Raw genomic sequence first — 22,835 nt, forward strand, 5'->3', positions numbered from 1 at the left:
CACAATGAGCCATACCCCGTTACTTGACACCATCAATTCCCCGGTTGACCTCAGGAAGCTCTCTGTGGAACAACTCGGGACGCTGGCTGCGGAAATCAGAGAGACGATCATCCAGACCGTTTCCCAGACCGGCGGACATCTGGCGCCCTGTCTGGGGGTGGTCGAACTCACCCTGGCCATTCATTATGTTTTCGATACCCCGGAAGACAAGGTGGTCTGGGACGTGGGCCATCAGAGCTATACCCACAAGCTGATCACCGGCAGGAGGAAACAGTTCCACACCCTGCGTCAGTACCAGGGGATCAGCGGCTTTCCCAAAAGAGCGGAAAGCCCCTTTGACGCCTTTGATACCGGCCACAGCAGCACCTCGATCTCGGCCAGCCTGGGCATTGCCACGGCCAAGGATCTGAAAGGCGATCTCCACAAGAGCATCGCCGTGATCGGCGATGGCTCCATGACCGGCGGCATGGCCTTTGAGGCCCTCAATCAGGCAGGCCATCTCCACAAGAATCTCATTGTCATCCTCAATGACAACGAGATGTCCATTTCCCCCAATGTGGGAGCGCTTTCCAGCTTCCTAAGCAGGAAACTGACCAGCAAGACCGCGGTGCGGGTCAAGAAGGAGATGGAACATTTCCTCAAGTCCTTTTCCAACGTGGGGGAGAACATCCTCTCTGTGCTCAAGAAAAGCGAGGAGAGCTTCAAGGGCTTTTTTACACCCGGCATGCTCTTCGAGGCCCTCAAATTTGAATACATCGGCCCCATCCCCGGCCACAAGCTGGAAAACCTCATTGAAGCACTGAGCAATGTCCGCGATTTCAGCACCGGCCCCACGCTCATCCATGTGCTGACCACCAAGGGCAAGGGCTACGAACCAGCGGAAAAAAATCCGGGCGATTTTCACGGGGTCGGTCCATTTTGCATTGAAACCGGCCTGCCCGTGCCCTCCCCTCCTGCTCCGCCCAGCTACACCAAGATTTTTGGTGAAACCTTGGTGCAGATCGCGGAACAGGACCCTCGGGTGGTCGCCATCACTGCCGCCATGCCTGCAGGTACAGGCTTGAGCGATTTTTCCCAACGGTTTCCTGAGCGCTTTTTTGATGTGGGAATTGCCGAACAACATGCCGTCACCTATGCGGCAGGCATGGCCACGGAAGGACTGCTGCCGGTGGTGGCCATCTACTCCACCTTCTTCCAGCGCGCCCTTGACCAAATTATCCACGACGTCTGCCTGCCCAATCTGCCCGTTACCCTGGCCATTGACCGGGGCGGCCTGGTCGGCGATGACGGGCCCACCCACCACGGGGTGTTCGACCTTTCCTTCCTGCGCTTCATCCCCAATCTGGTGATCATGGCCCCCAAGGATGAAAATGAACTGCGGCACATGCTCCACACAGCCATCCTGCACCCAGGTCCCGCGGCTGTCCGCTATCCGCGGGGAAACGGGGAAGGCGTTGCCCTGGACGAGGTGCTGCAACGCATCCCTCTGGGAACAGGCGAACTGCTGCGGGAAGGAAAGGACATCCTTTTGCTCCCCATTGGCAACAGGGTTGCTGCTGCTCTGGAGGCAGCAACAGGGCTAAAAAAACTTGGGATTGAGGCGGCGGTGATCAACCCACGCTTTGTCAGGCCCCTGGATGATGTGCTGATCTGTGCGTGGGCCAGTCGGACCGGCAAGGTGATAACCATCGAGGACAACGTGAAAAAAGGCGGCTTTGGCAGCGCCATTCTTGAACTTTTTGCCCAGAAAAATCTCTGGGGCATTCACACCAAGGTGCTGGGGTTGCCGGATAAATTCATGGAGCACGGCACCCAGGCCCAGCTTCGTCATAAGGGAAATATCGATGTCCCGGCAATCATTGTCGAAGCCCTCGCCCTCTGTGGAAAGCAGCGCTAGAACCGCTGAGACAAAACAATCTCGCCATCTGGAGGAGACCCCAGAACCAAAAAGGCATAACGGGGCTGTAACGAAGCCGAAACCTTTCGTAACGGTTCTTAATCTTCGTACCCGAGCAAACCTTCCAATTTCTCAATCACCCCAAAAACCTGGGTCAATTGTTTTTTACTTTCCTCAGGGACACTGATAAACCGGTAGGCGAGACGGATACGTCGTGGTGAGTAATCCGGATTCGCTTCAACCACCATCAGACGCCGGGCCACGGAATACAGCCCCGCGACTTTCAACGTAGCGCCATCAAGGTTAAACTCCATACTGATCATTGCAGGCATAAACCAGTTTAACTGCGCAGGGGCATCGAGTTCGCACAGCGCCCCACCCTCACTGAAATTGATGATCTCGGCGGGAAAACTGTTATTCCCCTGCGCCAGACTGGCGCTGGCGTCATGAATACTGTAACGCCGAGTCTCCCGCATGGCGAAGTGGGTGCAGGTTCTGGTAATCAGCTCACCAAGTGCATCGGGTGCGCAGGGAATGACAATATGCTCTTTAATGCCATAACGCTTGATCTCTTGAAAATAATCTTGCTTTTTACTTGAGGTAAACAGGATAAAATTTGTTCTTTGTGCCTCTGGCAAGGCAAGCCGTTTTTGGGCAAATTCGAGCCATTTTTTATCGGAGGATTCCCTGGAAAAAATTACCAGATGGTAATGGGCGTCTTCAATGAGGCCCTGTGCCTCCTCGGCATCAACAGCCTCGGAGACAACCGCGTCATTTACCGTGGCCTGAATCATGGTCCGGATGATGCGCCGCATGCTGGCTGAGCTGTCCATGATGATGATATTTCTGGCCATAAATCACTCCTTGAAAAATTTAATCCCCATATGAAAAGCCAAAGACTCAGCCAATTTTCCCCCATTCCCTTTCAACGCTGTAAGCAATCAAGTAAGGTCTTCATACGGGCAATGGATTGTTATTCCCTGGCGCAGCACCTTATTTAAAACTATATACAGAAAACGAGCCGTATGACAGAAAATATTTTCCTCGAGCACATGTATCCTTCACCATGACAGCAACAGAAAAAAAGAGCTCCGGCCCAAAACCAGCCCTCCCCCAGGCATGGACCTTTACCACCTACTTCTGCGAAGGATTGCCCTATTCAATCATTCGCACTGTCTCCACTGTGTTTTTCCGGGACAACGGCGTAAGCCTTGAAGGCATCGGCCTTACTTCCCTTTTCGGTTTGCCCTGGGCTTTAAAATTTTTTTGGGCACCGCATCTTGACCGTTACGGCACCAAACGTCAGTGGCTGCTCGTCATGCAGATTCTCCTGGCGGGACTTCTGCTGCTCGCCGCTGCCCTTGCCCCCCTGCCCCAGGCCACGCCCCTCATCGGTATAGCCTTTTTTATCGGGAGCTTCCTGGCCGCCACCCACGATATCGCCATTGACGGCTTTTATCTGGAGACCTTGGACACTCCGGAACAGGCTCGTTTTGTCGGTTATCGGGTCATGGCCTATCGCATTGCCATGATGGCCGGCGCCGGAATTATTGCAACCATTGGGACAACCTCTGGGTGGCCTGTTGCCTTTGGGGCATCGGCCCTCATTCTGGCACTTTTTTTCGCCTACCATCTCCGGTATTTGCCCCACAACGAAACAGCCGCCCTTCCCCTAAATCTGTTGCTGCCGAGACCCAAAGCAGGTCGCCTGTTCAAACTTGCCATTGGCGCCGCACTTGCCTTACTCGCCTTGCGCCTGCTGAGCCAGACCATTCCCAAGCAAGGCCTGCTGCCGCGCCATGTTTTTTTGCTCAATATCGATCCGGCCCCCCTGATCAGCATATTCCTGGTCACCGCACTGATCGTTATCGGTTTCAAGCGAAAAGAAATCAGAAAATGGCTGCGGCACAAAGGGAACGCCTTTTTCAGTGAAGCCTTTTTTTCCTTCATGGATCGTGAAAAAATTGGCCCCATCCTGGCATTTATCGCTCTGATCAGAACAGGAGAATACATGCTCTCCAGCATGGTTGCGCCGTTCATGGTCGATCTGGGCATAAAACAGCACTACGGCTGGATTACCGGTGGGATTGGCCTGCCATTCTCCATAATCGGCGCCATGCTCGGCGGCTGGCTTATCTCGAAATATTCATTTAAAAGAATGATCTGGCCGTTGTTATTAGCCCAGAATCTTACGAATCTGGCCTATATGCTTCTGGCCCTGAAACTTAATGACTTTGTCCTGCTCAATACCGGTAGTCCTCTTCCCGCCGCAATCGGCGGGAACAACCTTCTTGCCGTTGTCTGCGTGCATGCCTTTGATCAGTTTGCCGGAGGACTTGGAACCGCGGTGCTCATGGTCTTCCTCATGCGTTTATGCAAGCCGCGGTTCAAGGCGGCGCATTATGCAATCGGCACAGCGTTGATGAGTTTCAGCGGCCTGTATGCCGGGGTATTGAGCGGCTTTCTCGCCGCTTGGGCCGGGTATGGTTATTTTTTCGGAATCAGCTTCCTGCTCTCGCTTCCCGGTATGGGGTTGATCTTTTTTATTCCACTGGCAGAAAATCAACAAAAAGAGGCGTTACGGTAGACCCTCCGTAACGCCTCTTTTTTGCTGGCAACTTCTTGGAAATTATTTTTATTTCTTCAAACGGTTATCAAGCTCCTTCTGAACCTGATCGCTGATATCAAGGGTATCATCGGCATAAAGCAACCCTGTCCGGTTGCGCAACCCCTTCATGGTATTCTCAAGAATCAGCGTGTAGCCATTTTTCTTGCCGATCTCAGCAATAATATCATTGAGATGCTTCAAAATCGGCTCCATGTGACGTTTCTCAAGTTGCTGCATCTCAAGTTTCGCATCCTCGGTTTTCAGACCGTAATCACGAAGTTTCTTCTGGTACTCACGCTCTTTTTCCGCGCGAACCTCTTCGCTCCAAGCAGCACTTTTCTTTTCGATATCATTTTTCAAAGCGGTCAGACCATCTTCATCCGCCTTGAACTTTGACTGGAACTTATCAACCTCCGCCTGCAAGATTTTTTGAGCCTCCAGCGCCGCCTTGGAACTGCCAAGAATTTTTTGGATGCTAACGGTGGCGATTTTCCCCCGTTCCGGAGCCGCAAGGGCAAGCGCCGAAGAGGCACACAACGCCACACACACAAAAAACAGTCCCCTAAGGAATTTCATTTTCATACATATCTCCGGTTTGTTATCAGCAGAAAATTTTCAGGTGTCGCGTCATAATCTACAGTACTACAAACAAAAAAAAGAGATGGGAACATAAACATGCTCCCATCTCAGATTACAACAATCTTCTTAGAAAAGAAGCTTACTTAACGATAACAAAGTCGTCACGACGATTCTGCGACCAAGCCATTTCATCATGACCAAGGTTGAGGGGTTTTTCCTCACCAAAGCTGAGGGTGTCAATGCGGGCTTCCGCAACGCCCATATTGACAAGATACTTCACGGCGGTCACGGCGCGTCTCTCGCCGAGGGCCATATTGTACTCGTTGGTGCCACGCTCATCGGTGTTGCCTTCCACCCGAACACGGGCATTTGCGGAACCGATCAGGAGATCGCCATTTTTCTTGATACGATCCTTCTGGTCTGCGCGGATATCGGACTTGTCGAAGTCAAAATAGATGGGCAGCATCGGGGCGGTGGTCCGTCCTTCCAGAACCGCACCACTGTCGCCACCAATCCACTTTGAAGCAAGAGACTCTTCCTTGCCCACAGCGGGTGCGCCGCCAGCCATGTCCTTATCGCTCTGCACCTTTTGCTTGGCACAACCGCCAGCCAAAAGGGAAAGGGAAACAACAACACATGCCATTGCCAGATACTGCAAAATTCCTCTTTTCATTCTCTCCTTCCTCCTGATACGTCTTGTAACAGATTTTTATATGAAAACAACCCCTTATACAATTAAGTATAATTAAATAATCATGAAGATCATACAGAACTCTTTGTTAAATTTCAACGTGTTTTTTTATATGTTTTTTCGCGATGCGAAAGGCTGTAACACAGGCATATTTCTGCCTTTTTGATTCCCCCAAAAAGCTCCTTTAGGCCGGTCGATATAATTCGCTTGCATGGGCGGAAGAACACGATATATCATTATACTTCATCAAACATGCACAGTGATCTTTTAGTTTTCTGTTTTCCTGTGCATTCCAAACAAAAAAATTTTACTCGTTTATGCTCACGAGACCATGCGGACCGATGAAATCTTCCCCTCCGACACACAGCAAAACCAATCCCAAAAAATCAGCGAAAGCCACGCTTTCGACAAACGGGAAACATCGCCTTCGTGACATGCTTTCCACAAACAGATTCGGCACTTTTTTCGGTGTTTCCCAAAAGGTTCTTGATTCGGTCTGGCAAGCCATCACCTCTCCGACCGGCGAATCCGTCACCTACATCTCCATGGAGATAGGGGCGGATCTGGATGTTTTCCATCCGGTTCGCAACAGACTCCAGCAACTTGAGATAACAGAACATCCGGACGAATCCATCAACCGTTTTGTGCGGTTGTTCTTGCAGGGCCCAGTCAAAATCCCCAACTACAGCGGCGGGCTCGGCATCCTTGCCGGAGACACCCTGAAAAGTTTCGCGGACTGCAAAATTCCGGTGGTCGGGATTTCCCTGCTGTACCGGAAGGGATATTTTTCCCAGATGGTCGATTCAAAAAGAGGACAGGTGGCCTGGGCCTCCCAATGGGAACCGGAAAACACCCCGGGACTCTATCTGCTGCACGATCCGGCAGACCCCACACAACCTCTCACCATTGAGGTTCCGTTTTATGATCTTCAGGGGATACGATCCGTGGCCCACGCCCAATTATGGCTCAAAATGGAAATAAGCGAAGGGCTCGACTCCTTTGTCCCGGAAATCCTTCTTGATTACCAGACGCCGCAATCCCCCCCCTGGATTCAGGACGCTGCCCAACACCTGTATGACAGCAGCTCCGAAAAGGTAAAAGCAACCCAGCGCAGGCTCCTGGGCACCGGAGTGATGCCGGTCATGGAAGCATTGGGCATTACTTCCCGGACTATTCACTTAAACGAACAGCACGGCGTGAGTGTGGTTCTCGCCCTGATCACCCAGCTCCTCCAGAAAAAACATGGACCCAAGTACGAAAAAAAGACCACAGACCACGATATCCTCACTGCTGCAGCAGAGGTCGCCAAGCGTCTTGTCTTTACCATCCATACCCCGGTCATGGCCGGACATGACCGCTTCAACATTTCCGTGTATGAAGACTTAATCAACCCGTTCTGCAAGCGCATCTTGAATCTTCTGGCCCTGGACGAACATAACCCCTCGGTCTACAACTTCACCGCCATGGCCATGAAGCTCAACCGGGCCACCAACAGCGTGAGCCGCCTTCACAAGGAGGTGACCCAGAAGCAGTTCCCACAGTATGCCGACAAAATTACGGCGATCACCAACGGCGTGCATCATCTCACCTGGACAAGCGATGCCAAGGCGGAACTGTACGACACCTTTCCCGAGTTGCACAACTGGCGGAGAGATCCCAGCGTTTTTGCCGGGGCGGAGGCCCTACAGCGGAACAACAAGTTTCGCACCTATTTTGAGCAGGCCTGGCAGACGGACACCAAAATACTGGTGGATTATGTGAACCGGATGCTCATCACCCATCGCAACCAACGTCTGGCGACCTGGATTGATCCGCCAAACTACCTTTCCTATCGGAGCGAGGGGGAAGCGCCCCTTGAGCACACGACCTTCACCCTGGGTTTTGCCCGACGCTTTTCCACCTACAAACGGGCAGATCTGATTTTTGAAGATCTGGATCGTTTGGCGGCAATGATTACGGAAAATAACTGGCCGGTGAATTTTATCTACGCGGGCAAGGCCCATCCCTCGGATGAGCCGGGGCAGGACTTGATCAGAAACATCCTGGCTGTTCAGGAAGAGCTGTACCGAAAAAGTCATGGCCTGGCCAAACTGGTCTTCATTCCGGGCTACGACATGCACCTGGCCAAAATGATGGTTGCCGGTTCCCACGCCTGGCTGAACAGCCCCAAACGCCCGCTGGAAGCCAGTGGTACCAGCGGGATGAAAGCCGCCATGAACGGCATACCCAACATCAGTATCATGGATGGCTGGTGGGTTGAAGGCTATCACGATGGCCAAACCGGCTGGAAATTCGGCTATGAAGATTCCGTTTCCTCGGAGCATTTCAGCGAACAGCCCTCGTCCCTTCTCTACAATGAAGATTCTGCCTCATTCTATGCTATTTTCCCGGAAATGCTGCGGCGGTTTTATGACCCGGCCCTGCATAATCAATATATCGACAAATGCATCGCCAACCTCACCCTCAACTGCCCCATATTCAACACCCACCGCATGGCGGCGGAATATGTCGCCCGCTATGACCTCGATCTTGCCCCGGCGGTACAGCAGGAAATGGAAAAATTTCGCAAGCTCTACTGTAGCGACCCCTCTTTCTAAGAGACTGCCCAGAACAATATCAGCTCGGACTGGACTCCACCTAGCGCGAGAAAAAGACAAACAAAAAGGGCCATGGTTTGCAACAAACCATGGCCCCGACTCCAACTGAATTGCCTCAGAAATCTATTTTTTCGCCTGGGGGCTCAGGATCTTGATGGTCGCCTTGCCTTTGGCCTCGGCAATAAAGGCCTCGATATTGGCAGTAATCTTTTCCTGGGTGAGATAGGCGGTAATTTTGGCCTTTGCCTCGTCAAAGCTCACCGTCTTGGCCGGCTTTTTCTCTTCCAGCTTAATCAGGTGGTAGCCGAATTCCGTTTCCACAATGTCACTGATCTCGCCGGGCGTCATTTTGAATACTGCCTGATCAAACGCCTTCACCATCTGGCCTCTGGGGAAAAATCCCAGATCACCGCCCCGCTCCTTGCTCGGGCAATCTGAAGACTGCTTGGCCAACTCGGCAAAATCAGCGCCGTCCTTCAGCTGTTTTTTGATCTGGACAAGTTTTGCCCGCTTGCGATCCTTATCCGCCTTGGGCTCCGCTTCTTTAGCCGCAATCAGGATGTGACGGGCATGGGCCATTTCCGGCTGGGCAAATTTATCCTGATTGCTGTTGTAGAAATCCTTGGCTTCCTGCTCAGTCACCTGGACCTTGCCCTTGAACTTGGTGTCGATGAATTTCTGAATGGCCAGGTTCTTACCAATCTGCTTGCGCAACTCCGCCTCGGTGATGCCTGCCTCGCCAAGTGCCTTGGCAAAAGCCTTGTCATCGGCAAAACCCTTCTTGTATCCTTTCAGCTCGTTGTCGATATCGGTGTTGCTGACAACAACCCCGGCTTTTTTGCTCTCCTGACTCAACAGCTCGAGCTTGATCATCTTTTCGAGAACCGATTGACGGAGCGTGGTCATCTCCGCCTCACTGGGTTTGCGACCCTGTTCCTGAAAACGGCCTAAAATCCCCTTTATCTCTCCCTGCACAGCCGCAGCAACAATGGGCTGACCATTGACAAGGGCCGCTACTTCCTCTGCCTTCTTTTCCGGCTTGGACCAGACGCTGGTTGCAAAGATAACGGTGGCCCCAAGGGCAAACGAAACGAGAACGGCTTTATGAATTTTTCCAAATTGCATGACAGTTCCTTTTATTATGAGTTTTTCTGGTCAAACCACCAACGAAAGCCAGGTCGCAACAAACAAGGTAAGACTAATAAGCCCGTTCATGGCAAAAAAAGAAAGCTGAATACGGGACAAATCCTTCGGGTTGACAGCAAGATGCTGATAAAAAAGGGCTCCAGCCGTGAGAGCAATTCCCAGGTAATAATAAAAATTCAGCCCAGACACTATACCCGTGAGCACAAACAAAAGAAAGGCCAGAGCATGAAAAAAAACCGCAAGCCGGAAAGCTTTTTCCCGACCAAACCGTGAGGGCAGGGAATAAAGCCCTGCTTGCCGGTCAAAATCGGCATCAAGACAGGCATACACCGTATCAAATCCCGCCACCCAGAAAAGCACTCCCAACGACAACACAAGGGGGAAATCGAGTAAGGTTCCCTTGACTGCGACCCAACCGCCCAAAGGCGAAAAAGCCAGGGCAACACCGAGAACCACATGACACAGCCAGGTAAAACGCTTGGTTAGGGAATACAGGAAGGTAAGCCCCAGCGCGAAGGGGGACAACAACAGGGTAAGGGGGTTGAGCTGATAGCAGGCAACAAAATAGAGCAGGGTGAAGAGAAAAACCATGGCCCAGGCTTCCACCAGCCGCACCGCGCCAGCCGGGATAGCCCGATTCGCGGTGCGGGGGTTGGCTGCGTCAAATTTCCGGTCAGCGATGCGGTTAAAACCCATGGCTGCGGTCCGAGCCCCAACCATGGCCAAAATGATCCAGCCAAAGGTGACAGCATCGGGAACCCCGCGTTTTGCCAAAAATGCCCCGATCAAGGCAAAGGGCAGGGCAAAAATAGTATGCCCGAACTTGATCATCTCAAGCAGGGCCTTCACCTTGCGCAACATCACCAACCCTCTCCGGCCAAGCGCCGGTTGCGCCCCGTTATCATGCCTTTTTCTCCGGGGCAATGCCCTGCCATCTCGGCAAGTCAACCTCGAGCCCAAGCAATCCCGCCACCCGGCCGGCAAACAGACGGGCCATCTCTTCGATGCTTTGCGGCCGATGGTACAGGGCGGGCATGGGCGGGCAGATGATGGCTCCAGCCTCGTGCGCCTTCAACATATTGGTGAGGTGGGTTCTATTCAAAGGGGTTTCCCGAACCGCCAGCACCAGGGGGCGCCGCTCCTTGAGCATCACGTCCGCGGCCCGGTGGATCAGGTTGCCGCAGACGCCGTTGGCAATGGCGGCAAGGCTCCCCATGGTGCAGGGCAGAACGGCCATGCCGGAAAAATCGCTGGAGCCGCTGGACATGGGCGCGGCAAAATCATGCACATCATGCCAGCGGGCAACATAAGGATCAAGATCCGTGCGCGACAGGCCAAGCTCCAGCCCCAGCACCTGCTCACCGGCCTCGGACAAAAGCCCGTGCACCTCGACCGCAAGGGGCTGACAGATCTTGAGAAACTCCAGAGCATACACCGCCCCGGTGGCGCCGGTTATGGCCAGGACAATTTTTTTCATTTCACCCCCACATAGACCGTCACCACGCCGAAGGTCAGCGGCCGATGGTAGGTTTTGGCAAACCCGGCCTGTTGCATCATGGCCAGCAGTTCTTCGGGCGCATAAAATTCGGCAATGGAGCTGGCCAGATATTCGTAGGCCTCGGTGTCGCCGGAAACAAACCCGGCAATCTTCGGCAACACCCGGTTGAGATAAAAATTATAGAGCAGCTTGACCACCGGGTTTTGCGGCCTGGAAAATTCGAGGATCAGCAGCTTGCCGCCCGGCTTGAGCACCCGGTGCATTTCATTCAATCCCTGCTGGGTTCTCGCCAGATTCCTGACCCCAAAGGCGACAGTAACTCCCCAGACCGTGCCGGTCTGCACGGGAATCTGCTCCCCGTCGCCGCATACCGGTCCGATCCTCCCTTTTCGGTCATCGGCGGGAAGATGCTGCATCCCAGCCCGCAGCATGTCTTCACAAAAATCCACCGCCAGCACTCGACGTTGCCTGGCCTGCCGGGTCAGCTCCAAGGACAGGGGCAGAGTGCCGGCACAGAGGTCGAGCACCACCCCCTGGGGAAATTCCTTCAACTCCCGGGTGGTGACCCAGCGCCAGTAACGGTCGATCTGAAAGCTTAACACCGAGTTGAGAAAATCGTATTTCCCACTGATGGAGGAGAATTTTTCCTGAACAAATTTTTTCTTTTCGTCTGGATTTTTCATGTAATTAGTGTTTTCCGCAGACCTTGAGGGGAAGCGCCGAAGCAGGGACCTCGCCACGTGCAATAAGATACTCGAAAAATTTCGTCAGCGCCGCCTGCTTTTCGCTGCTCAGATCATATTCAATACCTTGAAGATAGCGGTAACAGGCATCCTCGTCCATGGGCACCCGTCCGGCCACGGTGGCGCTGATCTCCCGCAGCCGCTCTTTGCCCTGGCGCAGGCAACGATGCAGTTCCTGGTAAATGGCCATGACCGTGTCCGCCTCTTCGCGGCAGAAATCCTCCCGCACGGCCCATACCGCAAAAACAAAGGGCAGGCCGGTGCGAACCTGCCACGCCTCGCCGAGATCAAGCCGGTGGGGATATCGGCCTGCCACCGCCAGCCGCAAGGCCTCATCGCCTATGGCCAGCACCGCTGCAGGCTTTTCCGCGTCCGGCCCCAGCTCGCTGGCCAATCCGCTGCAATAGCGGGGTCGGAGCCGGTGGAACTCTTCCAGAATGATCTTCACCAGACTCACCGAAGTCTGGGACTGGGAGCTGAGCAAAACCAGCTGGTTATCCAGGCTGGAAATAGGCACTTCCGAAAAGAGAAAAACACTGCCCACCGGTCCGGTGGCCGAGATGGACAGGTCACTCATTATCCGGTACTCCTCAGGATGCAGAGCATATTCCTGGGAGGAGACAAAGCCGAGATCAAGTTCGTTTTCATGGAGCATGCGGTTGAGCACTGCAGGCGGCGCCTCGACAACCCGCCAGTCCGCACGATGCACAGTCTGCCGCCACACCTCATACAAGGGCGCGGTGTTAATGTAATTCACCATCCCGATCCTGGCCGTGATCTTCATGCCGCTACTCAAGCCACTCAAGTTGGACATCCGTGCCGACCGAGGTGAGAAATTCAAAAACCTCAGCCTCGCTCTTTGCCGGGCAGCGCACCGCCAAAAGAGAGGAAGAAACACCGGGGACCACGGTGCCGAGCTTTCCGCTTATGCCAAGAAGATCTGCGCCATTGGCCGAGGCCATGGCAAAGACCGCTTCGGGCGGAAGATCGGGATGGTCTTCCCGCAAGATCTGCATTTCCCGCCAGAGGTTCAAATGGAGATTGCTGGCCAGACTGTCTGTACCCAGCACCAGAGGGATGGACTGGGCGAGCATTTTTTGCACCGGGGCAACACCGACCCCCATGAACCGGTTGCTGCCGGGACACAAGCACACCGCAGCCCCGCGTTCGGCCAAAAGAGCGATCTCCTCATCCTCCACATGCACGCCATGGACACAGAGGGTGTGCGCATCCAGCACCCCGAGAGAATCCAGATACCGGACCGCGCCCATGCGGGGCGGGGTGAAGGCCGCAACCTCCACGCCCCGCTCCCCAAGAAAATCAACAAACGGTCCGTGGCCGGTGCGCAAAAATTCAATCTCCTGGGCAGACTCGGCCACATGCACGGGAAACAGGCGAGCACCGGCCCGCTTTTTCAAGGCCCGGATCAGCGCCGGCCCGGACGAATACGGGGCATGGGGGATACAGCGGACATCGGCGTCGATGCCAGACAAGGAGGCCAGGGCCGCTTCCTCGGCAGCCCCGCACAACCCAAGCAACTCAAGAAAAAAGAGCACCTCGGTCTTGAAGCCCTCGCCCAGCAAAGAGCTTTCCTGCCGGTTGCCGATATCAGCCACGGCCCGGCAGCCTCCGGCATAGAGACGGGCCAGGGCCAGACGGGCGGCATCCTGCACGGTTTCCGGATCGGGATTTTCAGCCCGGGCGGCGAGCAGCCCCCTGATCCAGCCGGTCATGTCGCCGGGCGTGGGGGGATCCCCGGTCAGCCCCGCTAGGCAAGAAAGTTCGAGATGGGCGTGGCAGTTGACCAGGGGAGGCGTAATGACGTGGCCGTCATAGTCTTTCCCCTGGGCATCAGCATCTTTCAGGTCGGCATACGACCCCACCGCCACGACCAGCCCGTCTTCGGTGAGTACCGCGCCGTCAACGATGACCGGGCCATGGCCCGGCACAACAAAGGGCGCCCGGTAGAGGTAGCGAGGGTATTCCTGCATCTTACACCAGAGAGTAATCCATTCTGCGCTGCCTGGGCACACAGCCGGCGCCTTCCACCAAAGCCCGGATCTCCTGCTCGGAGAGGCGGAACCCCACCCCGGCCGCAGCCACCACGTTCTCCTCGATCATGGTGCTGCCGAAATCATTGGCCCCAAAGAAGAGCGAGAGCTGGGCGATCTTGGGTCCCTGGGTCACCCAAGAGGCTTGGATGTTGTCGATATTATCGAGAAAAATCCGGGAAAGGGCCAGCATCTTCAGATAGCCAAAGGCGGTGGTCTTGGGAAGATGGGAAAGCGCCGTGTTGTCCGGCTGGAAGGGCCAGGGGATAAAGGCGGTGAAGCCGCCGGTCTTGTCCTGCAGGTCGCGCACCCGGGCAAGGTGCTCGACCCGCTCGGCCAAGGTTTCCAGATGCCCAAACATCATGGTCGCGGTGGTGCGCATCCCCAAGTGGTGCGCCTCTTCCATGACCCCGAGCCAGGCGTCGGTTAAGCATTTGCGCGGCGCAGTTTCCTGCCGCACCCGGTCGCAGAGGATCTCCGCCCCGCCGCCGGGGATGGAATCAAGGCCTGCCTGCTGCAGACGGATCAAGACCTCCCGCACCGGCAGGCCGGACAGGGTGGCGAAATGGCAGACCTCCGGCGGGGAGAAGCCGTGAATATGGATGTTATGCCCCTTGATGAAACGGAGCATCTCCTCGTAGAACTCCAGAGGCTTGTCCGGATGGAGCCCGCCCTGCAGGAGGATCTGGGTGCCGCCCAGCGCCTTGGTTTCCTCGATCTTTTCGCCAAGCTCAGCAAAGGAGAGCACCGAGCCGGCCGGATCTTCCGGGGCCTTGAAAAAGGCGCAGAACTTACAGGCGGAGACGCAGATATCGGTGTAGTTGATGTTGCGGTCGACCACATAGGTCACCATCGACTCCGGGTGTTTGCGTCGACGAATGGCGTTGGCCAAAAATCCCAGCTGGTAGAGATCACCGTGTTCCAAAAGCGCCACGCCCTCTTCCGCGGTAATCCGCTCGCCCGCCAGCCCTTTTTCCGTAATCCGCTTCATATCCATGACGCTCAATACTCTTGAATGACGTTATACAGGGTATCCCGCTCCACCGGTTGCCGCCCGGCATCGCGGATCAACCGGATCAGCTCGGTGTCGGCCATGGTTCCGCCAGCCTCACCGCCGGCCATGTGGGTGATCAGCTCCTCCTTGACCGTGCCGTCCACATCGTCCGCCCCGAAGGAAAGCGCAATCTGGGCCAGCTTGGGGCCGATCATCACCCAGTAGGCCTTGATATGCGGAAAATTGTCGAGAAAACAGCGGGCCACTGCGATATTCTTGAGATCATCAAGGCCGCTGGTCTTGGCCAGCTCATGCAGCTCGGTGTTCTTCGGATGGAAGGCCAGGGGGATGAAGGTGAGGAAACCGCCGGTTTCATCCTGGGCCTCCCGGAGGGCGGCAAGGTGTTCGACCCGTTCCTCCATGGTTTCGATATGGCCGTAGAGCATGGTGGCGTTGCTCTTGAGCCCGATCCGATGGGCAGCCTTGGCAACCTCAAGCCACCCCTCACCGGAAAGCTTCTTCTCGCAGGTCCGCTGCCTGATCCGGGGGCTGAACACCTCAGCCCCGCCTCCGGGGATCGAGCCAAGCCCGGCAGCAACCAATTCCTTGAGGGTTTCGGTCACGGATTTTCCGGCGAGACCTGCCAAATGGGCAATCTCCACGCAGGTAAAGGCCTGAATGTGGATCTCCGGCCGCACTTCCTTGATGCCGCGCAGCATGTCCAGATAATATTGATACGGCAGATCCGGGTGAATGCCGCCCACCACATGCACCTCGGTGATGGGTTCGGCCAGACGCTCCCGCACCTTGGCCTTGACCTGATCCACCGTCATCTCATAGGCTTGGGACGATTCCTTGTCCTTGCCGAAGGCGCAGAACTTGCAAAGATTGGTGCAGATGTTGGAGTAGTTGATGTGCTGGTTGTAAATGAAATAAGCGCGGTTACCGTTGAGCCGCTCCCGCACCAGGTTGGCCATATAGCCCACCGCCAGGATATCGTTGCTTTTATACAGTCGAACCCCGTCCGAGGCGCTGAGCCGTTCCCTGCCCTTAACCTTCTCCAGAATATCGCCAAGTCCTGCCGCAACCACCATCTGTTCCATTACTTATCTCCTCTACCTGAAGGTTGCAAGCCGGTACGCAACACTGCAACCATACTGTCAATTTCATCATGGAGCCGGCCGACGGACATCCCGGCCAGCGCCAGCCCTCCATCGAGGTACGGCTGGGCATATCCTTGCAGGAAGCGATCCAGCATCGCATCCAAAATAAAAACCACCTTCTGCGGAGGGATATCGCAGCGCAACACCCCCTGCCCCATGGCCCGGTCCGCAAGGGGGCCGAAATATTCCAGGGAAAAGAGACGGACCCTGGCCACCAGTTCCTCCCGGCGGGGCACATCCCGTTCGAACAGCACCTTGAGATACACCTGAAAATACTCCGGGTGATTGTCGATGAAGGCTATGCCTGCCAGCAATACCTGTCTGGCCACACCAAAGAAATCATCCTGGCCATTGCCCGCAACCGAGGCCTTGACATACCGCTTCACCTGCTGGGTGAAATGATCGAACACATGCAGGAACAGGGCTTCCTTGTTGTCGAAATACTGGTAGAGCGAGCCCTTGGATATCCCCAACTGCTTGACGATATTATTGAGGCTTGCCCGTTGGTAACCCTGCGCGGCAAACTCGGCAGCCGCCGCACGCACGATGTTGTCGCGCTTTTCCGGCGGCAGATTCACGAAGGTTTGTTTTGGCTGAGCAAGAAGGGTATCCATATTATGACCAGGCGGTCACATTATGAAAAATAGAAATTCTCTGCAAGATATTTTTAGGAGCCATTAAAAATAACCTGTACAATTCGGGACGTTCCTTTCCGGCTCCTTCCGCCGCCGGCGCTGCTGCCGTTTTATCCCTACGAAAGGCCCAAGTTTTTTCAAACAATGTCTTAACAACTTTCAGAATAATGATGGGATCGAAATAAGAGGGGAAAAAGCGCAGGGAGGGGGAAAATCAAAGTTCGCTCTTGTTAACCCATTGCAGGATGGTATTGATGCCTTCCGCTGTCGAAACCTTGGGAAAATAGCCAAGATCGCGATTGGCATTCTCGATGGAGAACCAATGGGACTTCGCCAGTTGCACGGCAAGGAAACGGGTCATGCAGGGCTCCCGCTTTATCCGGGCAAGGGGAAAAGCCTTTTCCATGAACATCCCCGTCAGGTATGCCTTTTGGAAAGAGATACTTTCCTCGACAACGGGAATATCAAGCCGCCGTAAAAACTTGTTGAGCCAATTCCAGAGATTGACCGGCTCACCCTGGGAGATAAAGTAGGGCTTTCCGGCCCCAGAGGCCGAGCCATGCAAGTTCTTCGCCGCCAAAACAAAGGCGTCCGCGGCATTATCAATATAGGTGACATCCACGAGATTATGGCCATCCCCGACCCGTTTCAACTGTCGGCATCTGGCTTGGCCCAAAAGGCGAGGGATATGGTTAGTGTCTCCCGGCCCCCAGACAAGATGAGGACGCAGGGCTATGGTTTTCAGGGCGTTGGAGTTGGCCTCAAGAACCATTTTCTCGGCAATGGCCTTGCTCTGGGCGTAGTCACAGAGGAAATCCCGGGCGTAGGGAGTGCGTTCGTTCACCCCGCACAGGTCGTCTTTCTGGTAAACAACCCCGGGCGTGCTGGCATAGATGAGGGCGTGGATGTTATTTGCACGACAGGCGTCTAAAACATTCTGGGTGCCGACGACATTGGTTCGGTAAAACTCCTCTTTATCACCCCAAATGCCTGTTTTGGAGGCAAGATGAAATACGGTGTCATACCCGGCCAGGGAATTTTTCAGAAAATCCGCATCGCCGATATCACCGGAAAGAAACCGAACGCCCAACCCCTCTGCTTCAGGAAAAGCATTCCGTGCAACCACGGCGGTCTCAAAGCCATCGCCCACAAGGCTTTGAACCAGCGCCCTGCCGACAAAACCACTCCCGCCAAGCACCAAAACACGCTGCATCCCCTGTCACCTTTTCGCAGAGATGGACACTTCCGCTACACGGCTCCCCAAACGCCTCCTCATGCAACACATACGTTGATATACCTATTATTTGTAAAGTGCAAATAAAATAATGTGGACAACTTGCTGTTTTTTAAATTCTTTTCCCGAAAAGGGAGCGGCAGATTTCAGATCAATAAAAACACCTCGCCACACTCTGTTTTTTCTGACCTGTGGGACAAACACCTCGATTCAACGGCCGTACAGATCCTCAAATCTCTCGATATCGTCTTCCCCCAGATAGCTGCCGGTCTGAATCTCGATGATCTCCAGGGGGATAGTGCCGGGATTTTCCAGTCGGTGTTTTGCTCCGAGGGGAATATAGGTGGACTGATTTTCCGTTAAAATAATAGCCTGATCGCCATTGGTGATATGGGCGGTACCTTTTACCACCACCCAGTGTTCAGCCCGATGAAAATGCCGTTGCAGCGACAGGGTGGCGCCGGGATTCACCATGATCCGTTTCGCCTGAAAACGTTCCCCGCAATCCACACATTCATAAGACCCCCAGGGGCGAAAGACCTTTTTGTGCAGCCGAACCTCCTCCCGCTTCTCCAGCTTCAGGCGTTTGACAATGGTCTTCACCTCCTGGGTCCGGTCCTTGGAAGCGACCAGCAACGCGTCCTTGGTCTCGACAATGATAAGATTGCTGAGACCAATTGCCGCGACAAGACTCTCTCCGGCATGGATATAAGAACCCGTCACCTCCTCGGCCAGGACGTTGCCGATGAAGATATTGCCGTTTTTGTCCTGTTCGCCGATCTCCCAGAGTGCCTCCCAGGAACCCACATCGCTCCAGGAACAATCCAGGGGCACAACCACCGTATCCCGGACCCGTTCCATCACCGCATAGTCCACGGAGTTGGCGGGGCTTGCGGAAAAGGCCTCGGAATCAAGGCGGATAAAATCCAGGTCATGGGTGCGGGCGGTATAGGCCCGCGCCACGCAATCGGCCATGACCGGCTCAAACTCTTTGAGAGTCGCCAGAAATCCAGCACCCTGAAAGAGAAACATCCCGCTGTTCCAGAGATAGCCTTGGTCCAGATACTGCCTGGCTTTTTCCAGGGAAGGCTTTTCCACAAAGCAGTCCACCGCGAAAACCGGCGGCTCCTCCCCGCCGACCACCTCCCCCTTTTTGATATAGCCGTATCCGGTATGCGGGCTCTGTGGGACAATACCAAAGGTAACAGGATGCCCCTGCGCGGCACAAGTTACCCCCCTGGCCACGGCCTCGGCAAAATTTCCCTCGTTGCCGATGACATGGTCTGCCGGCAGGACAAGGAGAACCGCATTTTCGTCCTGCCGGACCGCCTCCAGGGCGGCGACGGCAACTGCCGGGGCCGTATCCCGCCCCAGAGGTTCGATGATGATCGTCGCTGCCCCGCCAATGGCGCGGACCTGCTCGGCCACCAAGAACCGGTGCTCTTCGGTGCAGACGACGATGGGCGAGGAAACCCCCTTCAATCCCTGGACCCGTAACAGCGTATTCTGAAGCATGGTCTTGTCGTTGACCAGGGGGAGAAGCTGCTTGGGATGGCACTCCCGGGACAAAGGCCACAGTCGGGTGCCGGATCCTCCGGCAAGGATAACCGGAATAATTACCGCGTGTTCTCTCATCATGAAATTGGTTTCCCCTTCAAGGCCTGATGGTTTACGCAAGGATTTTCTCTTGAGTTTTTACTATGTTACAATACTCCATGTCAAGGAACCATGACATGGAGTATTTCCGATTATTCCTTGACCGCAGGCACACCTTTGTGTAGTCCTGAATTAAGGGAAACAACCCCGAATGAGGCAACCATGCGCGCGTCTTCTAATAAAAATATCCATGCCGTGGCCCCGGAAATCGTCCTTGAATTCCTGGCTCACACCCTCCCTTTTAACGAACTTGATACGGACACGCTGAGAAATCTGGCCACCAGCTGCCTCATCGATTTTTTCCCGAAAGGAACCGTTATCTTCCGGCAGGACCAGACCCAGGTCCAGCATTTTTATCTCATCCAGAAAGGCGGGGTCAAAATCTATCTCAAGGACGAAGAGGGAACCATAACCCTCAAGGATTTTCGCGGCGAGGGAGAATATTTCGGTGCCCTGCCCATTATCCAGGGGACCAACATGGCAAACCTCAACGTCGAGACCGTTGAGGACACCTTCTGCTTTCTCTTCCCACGGGAGGCGTTTCTCAACCTCATCCAGTCATCCCCCAAGGTCACCCATTACTTTCTGCGCAGCATGTCCGAAAAACTCGTAAAAACCGCATATGCCCAGCTGCGGCAACATAAAATTGCCCCGCGCACCGAAAGCGCCCTGTTTCTTTTCTCAGCCCAGGTCGGCGATATTGTCAAAGGCGCCCCAAAAACCATTGCCGCAACGGACAGCGTCCAGATGGCGGCGGCCCGGATGGCGGAGCTGCATATCGGCTCCCTGCTGATCCACGACCAGGAGAAAAAAATCGTCGGCATCATCACCGACCGGGATCTTCGGACCAAGGTGGTCGCGGCCGGGCTCGACTACCAGACCCCGGTAAGCCAGATCATGGCGACGCCCTTGCAAACCATCCCCTCCCATCAGGTGTGTTTCGATGCCATGCTGCAGATGATGCACCTTTCCATCCACCATCTGGCCGTGGAACAACAGGGAAACATCATCGGGGTAATCACCACTCACGACATCATGCTCCTCCAGGGCACCTCGCCCCTCTACCTCTTCCGAGAAATCGTGGCGCAGCGGACCATCGAAGGGCTTTACCCCCTGGCCAGGAAGATCCCGGCCGTTATCCGCACCCTCATTGAGGAAGGCGCCAAGGCCAACAACATCACCCGGATGATCACGGTCTTGAACGACCACATCCTTGACCGGTTGCTCACCCTGCTTATTGAAGAACTCGGCCCCCCGCCCCTGCCCTTTTGCTGGCTGGTCATGGGCAGCGAGGGCCGCAGGGAACAGACCTTCATCACCGACCAGGACAACGCCCTGCTCTACGCCCAGCCGGAAAGCGAGGCGCAGGGGGAACTGGCGGCGGCATATTTCAAGGCTCTGGGGGAAAAGTCGATCGACCATCTGGTCCGTTGCGGCTATCCACTGTGCCCGGGGGAGATCATGGCCTCCAACCCCAAATGGCGGCAGCCGATTACCGGCTGGCGCGGGTACTTTGATCAGTGGCTGCACAGGCCCGAGCCGCTTGAGGTCATGCACTCCACCATCTTCTTTGACTTCCGGGCCGCATATGGCGATGCGACCCTGGCGGAAGGCCTCCGGCAATACCTGGTGCGCAACGTGCCGCAGCAGGAGGTTTTTCTCCTCCACCTGGCCCAGAACGCCTTGGAGGCGCGACCGCCGCTTTCTTTTTTCCGCAACCTCATCGTGGAAAAGGACGGGGAGCACAAAAACTCCCTGGATCTCAAGAAAAAAGGGTTGGTCCCTTTTGTCGATTTCGCCCGGCTCTTTGCCCTGAAACACGGGATCCCGGAAAACAATACCCTGGGCCGCCTCCAGATTCTCCACGAAGACGGCCATCTTTCCCATGAGTTGTACAGCGAAACCGTAAAGGCCTACGAGTTTCTCATGCAGATGCGGCTTATCCACCAGCTGCGCATGATTGAGCAGCAACAGCCCCCGGACAACCACATCAACCCGGCGGATCTTTCCGAACTTGAAAAACAGACCCTCAAGGAGGCCTTCGAGGTGGTCCGCCGCCTGCAAAGCCATATCCGGCAGGAATACCGACTGACCGAGGGGTAGCAATGTCCTTTTTCTCCATCTCTGAGCTGTTCCACCCAGCCCACCCCATGTTCGCCGAGAACAAACGCTATTTCAAGGCCCTCGACCAGTTCCAGCCGGTGGAGGAATATGAATTCGTGGTTTTAGATACCGAATTAACCGGACTCCATGAGCGGCAGGATGAAATCGTCTCCATTGGGGCGGTACGCATCAAACACCTGCAAATCATAGCCGGAGAAACCTTTTACGCCCATGTCAAACCGGACAAGCCGCTGCCCAAAAACAGCACCCTGGTCCACCGCCTCACCCCGCAACAGCTGGAGGCTGCCCCGCCGCTGCACGAGGTGCTGCCCAGCTTCATCGCTTATTGCGGCAAAGCCCTGTTGGTCGGGCATTTTGTCGATCTGGATCTCGCCTTTCTGAACCGTGCCTGCAAGCGGATCTTCGGCTCTCCCCTCCACAATCCCTGCGTTGACACTCTACGGCTTGCCCAGATTCACATGGAACGCTTTGGAGCCCCTTACCGAAACAAGATCGACGGCGGCCATTCCTACAACCTCTCCGAACTCAGCCGTCAATACGGGCTGCCCGCCTTTGTCCCCCACGACGCCTTGCAGGATGCCCTGCAAACCGCCTACCTTTTTCTCTTTCTCATCAAGAAATTCCAAGGAGAAGGGTACCGCACCCTGCGGGAAATCTTCCGGGCCGGCCAGGGTTCACGATGGGCACTGTAATCCACCGAACATTTCTGCTGCCGGCAATATCCCTTTCCCAAACGCATAAAAAAATACCCAAAAAAGTTGACAGCCACCAACACCCAGGGTAATTATACCTAGTTTCATCGTGGTGCAGCATGACATCACGACCGAGTAACCTGCCGAAAATATTATTTTTTTTCAGGCATGAAATCCATCACCGCAGTCAGACCATCAACCCAAGGAGGCCGCAATGCAAAAAGACGTCCACAGTCTGCTCGAATCGAGTGAATTTAAATCCCTCGTGGCAAAACGAGCAAAAATCTCAATACTGCTGACGATGCTGCTCTTCGTATCCTACTATGGTTTCGTTCTCCTGATCGGCTACAATAAACCCTTCCTGGCCCAAAAGCTCGACGAGGCAACGGCAACCACCCTGGGGATCCCCTTGGCCGTCGCCGTCATCCTCGCCTCCTGGCTGCTCACCGTGATCTATGTTATCTGGGCCAACGCCATCTACGACCCCGAGGTCAAGAGACTGCGGGCCAAGCTGTTCGGAAAATAAA

Annotated in this window: 20 protein-coding genes; 6 read left to right on the forward strand and 14 right to left on the reverse strand. The window is 54.9% G+C overall.

The genetic code is table 11. The annotated features are described in order from the left end of the window. Positions 1–4: 4 nt before the first annotated feature. Positions 5–1,897: a 1-deoxy-D-xylulose-5-phosphate synthase gene (gene dxs / locus ACZ46D_RS05295; protein ID WP_464928995.1), complete on the forward strand. Its 1,893-nt coding sequence runs from the start codon at positions 5–7 to the stop codon at positions 1,895–1,897. Between the two features lie 98 nt (positions 1,898–1,995). Here dxs and ACZ46D_RS05300 read toward each other — a convergent pair whose 3' ends face one another. After that, on the reverse strand, positions 1,996–2,751 hold the full coding sequence (locus tag ACZ46D_RS05300; RefSeq protein ID WP_464928996.1) for a PilZ domain-containing protein: 756 nt from the start codon (positions 2,749–2,751) through the stop codon (positions 1,996–1,998). 212 nt (positions 2,752–2,963) lie between these two features. On the opposite strand from ACZ46D_RS05300, the gene ACZ46D_RS05305 reads away from it, so the two are divergent. Then, positions 2,964–4,484 carry an MFS transporter gene (locus ACZ46D_RS05305; RefSeq protein ID WP_464928997.1) on the forward strand — a complete coding sequence of 507 codons (1,521 nt, stop codon included), beginning with the start codon at positions 2,964–2,966 and terminating at the stop codon, positions 4,482–4,484. Between the two features lie 48 nt (positions 4,485–4,532). On the opposite strand, the gene ACZ46D_RS05310 is transcribed toward ACZ46D_RS05305, so the two are convergent. Together ACZ46D_RS05310 and pal are read right to left on the reverse strand one after the other, a co-directional pair. Further along, positions 4,533–5,087 (reverse strand): OmpH/Skp family outer membrane protein, encoded by a 555-nt coding sequence (locus ACZ46D_RS05310; protein ID WP_464928998.1) that lies wholly within the window; start codon positions 5,085–5,087, stop codon positions 4,533–4,535. A 136-nt stretch (positions 5,088–5,223) separates the two neighbouring features. Then, the gene (gene pal, locus ACZ46D_RS05315) at positions 5,224–5,757 is read right to left on the reverse strand and encodes a peptidoglycan-associated lipoprotein Pal (protein WP_464928999.1); all 534 of its coding nucleotides are present in this window, start codon (positions 5,755–5,757) and stop codon (positions 5,224–5,226) included. Between the two features lie 452 nt (positions 5,758–6,209). Between pal and glgP the strand changes: the two genes are divergently transcribed. Beyond that, positions 6,210–8,372, forward strand: coding sequence for an alpha-glucan family phosphorylase (gene glgP, locus ACZ46D_RS05320; protein ID WP_464929000.1), 2,163 nt, complete (start codon positions 6,210–6,212; stop codon positions 8,370–8,372). Between the two features lie 123 nt (positions 8,373–8,495). On the opposite strand, the gene ACZ46D_RS05325 is transcribed toward glgP, so the two are convergent. The 11 genes from ACZ46D_RS05325 to ACZ46D_RS05375 all read right to left on the reverse strand — a co-directional run bounded on the left by ACZ46D_RS05325 (position 8,496) and on the right by ACZ46D_RS05375 (position 19,474). Beyond that, positions 8,496–9,497: a peptidylprolyl isomerase gene (locus ACZ46D_RS05325; protein WP_464929001.1), complete on the reverse strand. Its 1,002-nt coding sequence runs from the start codon at positions 9,495–9,497 to the stop codon at positions 8,496–8,498. Between the two features lie 30 nt (positions 9,498–9,527). Beyond that, a complete protein-coding gene (locus ACZ46D_RS05330) occupies positions 9,528–10,379 on the reverse strand; it encodes a UbiA-like polyprenyltransferase (RefSeq protein WP_464929002.1) in 852 nt (283 codons plus the stop codon). Between the two features lie 40 nt (positions 10,380–10,419). Further along, on the reverse strand, positions 10,420–10,995 hold the full coding sequence (locus ACZ46D_RS05335) for a UbiX family flavin prenyltransferase (protein WP_464929003.1): 576 nt from the start codon (positions 10,993–10,995) through the stop codon (positions 10,420–10,422). Then, a complete protein-coding gene (gene ubiE, locus ACZ46D_RS05340) occupies positions 10,992–11,699 on the reverse strand; it encodes a bifunctional demethylmenaquinone methyltransferase/2-methoxy-6-polyprenyl-1,4-benzoquinol methylase UbiE (RefSeq protein ID WP_464929004.1) in 708 nt (235 codons plus the stop codon). Before ubiE ends, ACZ46D_RS05335 begins: the two co-directional genes overlap by 4 nt. 4 nt (positions 11,700–11,703) lie before the next feature. Beyond that, positions 11,704–12,573 (reverse strand): menaquinone biosynthetic enzyme MqnA/MqnD family protein, encoded by an 870-nt coding sequence (locus ACZ46D_RS05345; RefSeq protein ID WP_464929005.1) that lies wholly within the window; start codon positions 12,571–12,573, stop codon positions 11,704–11,706. Then, the gene (locus ACZ46D_RS05350) at positions 12,548–13,750 is read right to left on the reverse strand and encodes an amidohydrolase family protein (RefSeq protein WP_464929006.1); all 1,203 of its coding nucleotides are present in this window, start codon (positions 13,748–13,750) and stop codon (positions 12,548–12,550) included. Before ACZ46D_RS05350 ends, ACZ46D_RS05345 begins: the two co-directional genes overlap by 26 nt. A 1-nt stretch (position 13,751) precedes the next feature. Continuing rightward, entirely contained in the window at positions 13,752–14,807 is a 1,056-nt protein-coding gene (gene mqnC / locus ACZ46D_RS05355) for a cyclic dehypoxanthinyl futalosine synthase (RefSeq protein WP_464929007.1), read from the reverse strand. A gap of 5 nt (positions 14,808–14,812) precedes the next feature. Beyond that, entirely contained in the window at positions 14,813–15,907 is a 1,095-nt protein-coding gene (gene mqnE / locus ACZ46D_RS05360; protein ID WP_464929008.1) for an aminofutalosine synthase MqnE, read from the reverse strand. Next, the gene (locus tag ACZ46D_RS05365; RefSeq protein ID WP_464929009.1) at positions 15,907–16,581 is read right to left on the reverse strand and encodes a TetR/AcrR family transcriptional regulator; all 675 of its coding nucleotides are present in this window, start codon (positions 16,579–16,581) and stop codon (positions 15,907–15,909) included. Before ACZ46D_RS05365 ends, mqnE begins: the two co-directional genes overlap by 1 nt. Positions 16,582–16,816: 235 nt before the next feature. After that, complete coding sequence (locus ACZ46D_RS05370; RefSeq protein WP_464929010.1) at positions 16,817–17,815, reverse strand: NAD-dependent epimerase/dehydratase family protein; 999 nt, start codon at positions 17,813–17,815, stop codon at positions 16,817–16,819. A gap of 231 nt (positions 17,816–18,046) precedes the next feature. Continuing rightward, entirely contained in the window at positions 18,047–19,474 is a 1,428-nt protein-coding gene (locus tag ACZ46D_RS05375; protein WP_464929011.1) for a mannose-1-phosphate guanylyltransferase/mannose-6-phosphate isomerase, read from the reverse strand. A 180-nt stretch (positions 19,475–19,654) separates the two neighbouring features. Here ACZ46D_RS05375 and ACZ46D_RS05380 point away from each other — a divergent pair, with 180 nt between their 5' ends. The 3 genes from ACZ46D_RS05380 (at position 19,655) to ACZ46D_RS05390 (ending at position 22,834) form a co-directional block, all read left to right on the forward strand. After that, entirely contained in the window at positions 19,655–21,595 is a 1,941-nt protein-coding gene (locus ACZ46D_RS05380) for a putative nucleotidyltransferase substrate binding domain-containing protein (protein WP_464929012.1), read from the forward strand. Between the two features lie 2 nt (positions 21,596–21,597). Beyond that, a complete protein-coding gene (locus ACZ46D_RS05385; protein ID WP_464929013.1) occupies positions 21,598–22,308 on the forward strand; it encodes a 3'-5' exonuclease in 711 nt (236 codons plus the stop codon). Between the two features lie 214 nt (positions 22,309–22,522). After that, the gene (locus ACZ46D_RS05390) at positions 22,523–22,834 is read left to right on the forward strand and encodes a DUF485 domain-containing protein (RefSeq protein WP_464929014.1); all 312 of its coding nucleotides are present in this window, start codon (positions 22,523–22,525) and stop codon (positions 22,832–22,834) included. Position 22,835 lies beyond the last annotated feature (1 nt).

The organism is Thiovibrio sp. Mzg5 (genome assembly GCF_055379285.1).